We start from the raw sequence: 5,041 nt of genomic DNA, 5'->3' as shown, positions 1-5,041 counted from the left end.
GCTATGGACAACTTTATTATCACCATGTATGTTCCGTCATATTCCACCTGAATTCGAGCAAGAAATATCTCACTCCAATAGACGTTTTATCCAATACACATATATAAATTTAGCTTTTAAAGCCAAGGAAACATATTTATGAATGATGAATATTTACTTTCATTTATTGATGAAGTAGCCCAAAAATCATCTCAAAAAACTGCCGTTATTGACAAATATGGTACTTACAACTTTGAATATATATCAACTCAATCCAACAATATTGCTCACAATTTGAACTCTAGAGGTATAGGTGTTGGAGACTATGTTGCGATTTATATGGAAAGATCTACAAAATGGATTATTTCAATGTTAGGGATTTTAAAATCAGGTGCAGCCTATGTGCCCTTGGATCCTAATTATCCTAAAAGTAGAATCGACTTCTGTCTTGACAACTCTGAAGCAAAAGCTGTTATTATTGATGAAAATGTAAGTACGAGCAATATAAGGGATGCTATTTCAATACAATCCCTTCAAGAATTCAATGGTCACTTTATATCTAGAGGCAGGGATGTCAGCTCTCCTGCTTATATGATTTATACCTCAGGTTCAACCGGACAGCCAAAAGGGGTCGTTGTGCCTCTCACTGCTTTAACCCATCATATGAAATGGTTTATAAGTTCCTTTAACTTTTTACGCGATGATATTTTCCTACAGAAAACGTCATCATCATTCGATGCTTCTATTTGGGAATATCTCGCCCCTTTAATGCTTGGTTGCAAAATGGTAATTTCCGAATCATCGCCATATGATATAGTCACAAATATAAAAAAACACAATGTGACGGTGATACAATTAGTTCCTACTGTTCTAGAATTTATCACAAAAAATTTCGACATCAGTGAGTTGGTTACTCTAAAAAAGGTTTTTTGTGGTGGAGAATCCCTATCAGTAAGATTAGCCAACATTATACATAATCGGTTATCCATACCAGTTATAAATCTTTATGGCCCTACAGAAGCTACTATCCAGTGTTCTTACTTTATTTACATGCCAGGTGATGTACTTATAAGCAAATTTCTTCCAATAGGAAAACCAATACCTAAAGTAAAATTTGAACTATCTGATAATGAAATAAGTGAATTAATTATTGAAGGACCATGTGTCAGTGATGGTTACTATAAGTTAGAATCAAAATCTGCAGATAAATTCTCATTGAATGATAGCAGTGGTCACCGCAGATACAAAAGCGGTGACTTAGTAAGAAGAGACAAGGCAGGAAACTATCATTTCATAGAAAGAGTTGATAACCAAGTTAAGTTACGGGGTCTTCGCATAGACCTTACAGAAATAGAAGAAGTAATCAATACATTTAGCAATGAAGTAACTTCGTCTATTGTTTTAATTAACGGCAATGAACAACTTGTCGCACATGTTAACTTAAACAATGATGATCTGGATTTTTCAAAATTAAAAAAATATCTTATCAAACATCTTCCAGAATATATGATCCCGGTTTCTTTCGTTAAAGAAATAGAATTCCCATCATTGCCTAATGGAAAGTTAGACAGAAAAAAATTCATTCTAAACTTAAAGGAAAATCTTAGCCAGAATAATATACATCCATCCTCACACCCTATTAATTTAGATGAAAATTCAGATACATGTCCAGAAAAGGAAAGTGAAGTTGCAAGTTTTATCCATGCCCAATGGGAGAGTATACTGTTTGTGAAACCTAATGAAAACAGTCACTTTTTCCTTTCTGGGGGTCATTCTCTGAGTGCAATAAATTTAGTAATGAATATAAATAAAAAATTTGGAATAAAATTACCAACAGTCTGTTTGTTAACATCACCACGGATTAACGATTTCATTCAAAAAGTAGAATTACAAATTTCGGCTTCAAAAATCAATTGATAAATTAAAGGAAATAATAGTGAAGGAAAATAAGCACATGACGCTAGATACATTGTTAGAGGATATATCTAGTGGTATAGCCACACCAGAAAGCATTGTTGAACGCTGTCATTACAATTACAAAATAGCAATAAACAATAATGTCATGATATCAGAAAAGTATAATGAGATATATTGCCTTATAAAAAGCAAGGATAGTGAGTACAAACTACAACATAAGGGACACACCCTTTACGGTATACCCGTCGTCGTTAAAGATAACATCCATGTAAAATATTTTTCTAATACAGCAGGAACATTAGCACTCTCAAATTTTTTTCCGAATAAAGATGCAATTATTATCGAGAAATTAAAATCTCATGGAGCGATTATCGTTGGTAAATCCAATATGCATGAACTTTCTCTTGGAGCCACCTCCCATAATTGTTTATTTGGACATGTTAAAAATGCGCATAATCCATCTCTTATAGCAGGTGGTTCAAGTGGTGGAAGTGCGGTGGCTGTAGCTATGGGTTTATCTCCCATAGCTATTGGTACAGATACTGCCGGTTCTGTCAGAATCCCTGCTGCACTTAATGGAGTTGTTGGTTTTCGCCCATCTTTAAATCGTTATTCGACACTGGGAGTTACCCCTGTAACTCCCAGTCGGGATGTACCAGGAATCATAGCAGCTTCAGTTAAGGATATTCAAATTGTTGATGCCTTACTCTGTGATGAAAAATTTTGTACTACTCTTTCCCCCTCACATAGTAAGAGAATAGGAATAGTGAGAGATTTCTTTTTCAATGGTGTAGATGATAAAATATTAGCCATTGTGGAAAAGCGAATTGATCTTCTCAAGGCAAATGGCTTTGATTTTATTGAACTAGACTTCCCTGAGTTAAATGAACTAAATGACATCGTTGGTACAGTTATTGGATTTTATGAATTTTGGCCTGCCATGTCAAATTACTTAAAAAATAATCATCCAGAAACTGACATGACAAAACTTGTAAAATTAATATCATCTAATAGCATAAAACAGTTACTTGTTGGTTTTATGTCACCAGATGCAACTTTTAAGATAGACTACGATTATTATAATAGTGTAATGAATAACGAAAGAATTAAACTTATTGATAAATTTTCAAATCTATTTATTGATAACGATATTGATGCAATTGCTTTTCCAACTACAATTGCTCTTGCAACCGAAATTACAAGCAATGAAGACATTGCCATCTTAAATAGAAAGGAAGTTTCATCGAACTATGCCTATTTAAGAAATACATTACCCGCAAGTAATGCTGGTCTACCAGCCATTACTATTCCAGCAGGCAAAACTCATGATAATTATTACGTTGGTTTTGAGTTAAATGGGGCAATAGATAATGATATAAAATTAATCAGCCTTGCCGAAGAAATTGAAAGTTTTTTTATCTCAAACGAGTAAGTACGTAATCTTGCTGTTTAAATTCATTTAAGCTCTAATCACAGAAATGCTCAAACTATTATACGATTAACTGACCGACACTATACAGTTTTTGGTTCAAATTAGCTCTTATTCCTGTTTGTGGTATAACAAGCGGAGGTAGTTACAACTTAGCCTTCGCTAAATTCATGTTAAATCATAAAGTTAATATATTTCCACTTCATTACCTTAACACTTCTACTATACAAAAAACATCAGACAAAAGACCATCAAGTTGAATTGAGCCTCAAATGATGGTCTTTCACGGTTACAAATTAATTAGTGATTTGAGGGCCGTGACAGGCGCTCCCCACTATTAGAATCAGTATTCTGATGAACTGCCGAGCTTTGTACTACAGGACTCACATTCCCCTGAACCTGTTCTATAGCCAGCTTAACCGTATCAATATTGTTACGAACCTCAACCAATTGCTGTTTTATTTGCTGGCAATTTTGGTCAATACTCTTAATAAAATCACCGATACTGATTATAAATTCTGGTAGCTTAAATTTCTCTCTCACCCCTTTTTCATAACGCAACGAGCCAGGACAATGTTCATTGACCCCCTTAAGTTTAAACTGTAAAGCATCTTCAGATGAGCATACCTCAATGGCCATCCCCCGATAATCACCAACAAATAGTTCTCCAGTACCAGATTGCTTACGCGAGGTGACAGCTTTGCTGATACAACTGATCAAATGGCTATTAAGTAGCACCAAATTATCTGAACGCTGTATATCAAGTACCTGGCCAGATGGTAACGCAATACTATCGGTATCCCGACGCGGGTGGTTTTGCTCTACCAGCCAATCTTGCAAATTAGCCTGAAGAAAACACTCTCTGACATGCAACTCATTTAATTTGCCATGAAGCTTAAGGACTTCATCACTATCTATACTTTCCATCTCCGGAACGTCCAATGAAGCGGAAAGTTTGGCTAAGGGTTGTGACGCCAGCTGTGTCACATCAATCTCCATCAGTAAACGGCGATCTATTCGTCTTAAGGCATCAGTTGCAAGAATGAAGCCATCAGCTTTTTTATACCATTCCGCAGCAGTTGGCAGATCAGTAGCGACCCCCTCCCAACCGAATTCATATACTTCGCCCATTCGATAAGCGGCTTCAGTACTTCCCGCATCACCGGCGACTGAATACCAGTAATGAGCAAGATCATAATCAACACTAACAGCAATACCGTCCGCATGGCAGATACCAACCAACAACATCCCATTGGGACTACCGGCATCAGCAGCTATCATCGCCCCTGAATAGACTTCCGAATCGCTGACCTCCCCCAACATTGACCGCTCAAATAGCACTAACGCTTCTTTATAGGCGGTATCAACGTCACTATCGCTACTGCTTAACTCAATGGCTAGTGAATCAGTTGAGTTCATCTCTGATCCCTCGATAAAGTCGTCAATGGAGAGTTGGGTCGGTATGTCATCGCTTTTCGCCAATCCCAGGGGGGTGCTTACGGTGATTGTCGGTTGAGGTGTATCAGACACTTTGTAGTGGCATAGTGAATTTGGCCACCTGAATAGAGGTGATATCATCGCCTCATAGTCAAAAACAGGTGACATTATGACCGGACGTAACAGACGCAATTTTAGCCCTGAGTTTCGCCTCGAAGCTGCCCAGCTTGTACTCGATCAGCATTACACCGTTGCCGCTGCTGCCACGGCAATGAATGT

4 protein-coding genes are annotated in these 5,041 nt (G+C 37.0%); 3 read left to right on the top strand and 1 reads right to left on the bottom strand.

All coding sequences use genetic code 11. The features are described 5' to 3' along the window. The first annotated feature begins 138 nt into the window (after window positions 1–138). Together FTA91_RS15620 and FTA91_RS15615 are read left to right on the top strand one after the other, a co-directional pair. Window positions 139–1,896 carry a non-ribosomal peptide synthetase gene (locus FTA91_RS15620; RefSeq protein ID WP_145583587.1) on the top strand — a complete coding sequence of 586 codons (1,758 nt, stop codon included), beginning with the start codon at window positions 139–141 and terminating at the stop codon, window positions 1,894–1,896. A gap of 37 nt (window positions 1,897–1,933) precedes the next feature. Beyond that, window positions 1,934–3,328 carry an amidase family protein gene (locus FTA91_RS15615; RefSeq protein WP_145583585.1) on the top strand — a complete coding sequence of 465 codons (1,395 nt, stop codon included), beginning with the start codon at window positions 1,934–1,936 and terminating at the stop codon, window positions 3,326–3,328. A 297-nt stretch (window positions 3,329–3,625) separates the two neighbouring features. On the opposite strand, the gene FTA91_RS15610 is transcribed toward FTA91_RS15615, so the two are convergent. Then, on the bottom strand, window positions 3,626–4,807 hold the full coding sequence (locus tag FTA91_RS15610) for a tetratricopeptide repeat protein (protein WP_186377374.1): 1,182 nt from the start codon (window positions 4,805–4,807) through the stop codon (window positions 3,626–3,628). A gap of 124 nt (window positions 4,808–4,931) precedes the next feature. Between FTA91_RS15610 and FTA91_RS15605 the strand changes: the two genes are divergently transcribed. Beyond that, window positions 4,932–5,041, top strand: a 110-nt coding sequence (locus FTA91_RS15605) for a transposase (protein ID WP_145583581.1), incomplete at its 3' end; no start/stop codon positions are given.

Origin of the sequence: Yersinia thracica (assembly GCF_902170565.1) — a bacterium.
In the GTDB taxonomy this organism is placed as follows: Bacteria; Pseudomonadota; Gammaproteobacteria; order Enterobacterales; family Enterobacteriaceae; genus Yersinia; species Yersinia thracica.
Note: the sequence above shows the minus strand (reverse complement) of the source record. Positions and strands in the feature narration are given on the sequence as shown.

Excerpts from the sequence above, each read along its gene's own strand:
- FTA91_RS15620 (WP_145583587.1), top strand. The coding sequence starts at position 139 with ATGAATGATGAATATTTACTTTCATTTATTGATGAAGTAGCCCAAAAA.
- FTA91_RS15615 (WP_145583585.1), top strand. The coding sequence starts at position 1,934 with ATGACGCTAGATACATTGTTAGAGGATATATCTAGTGGTATAGCCACA.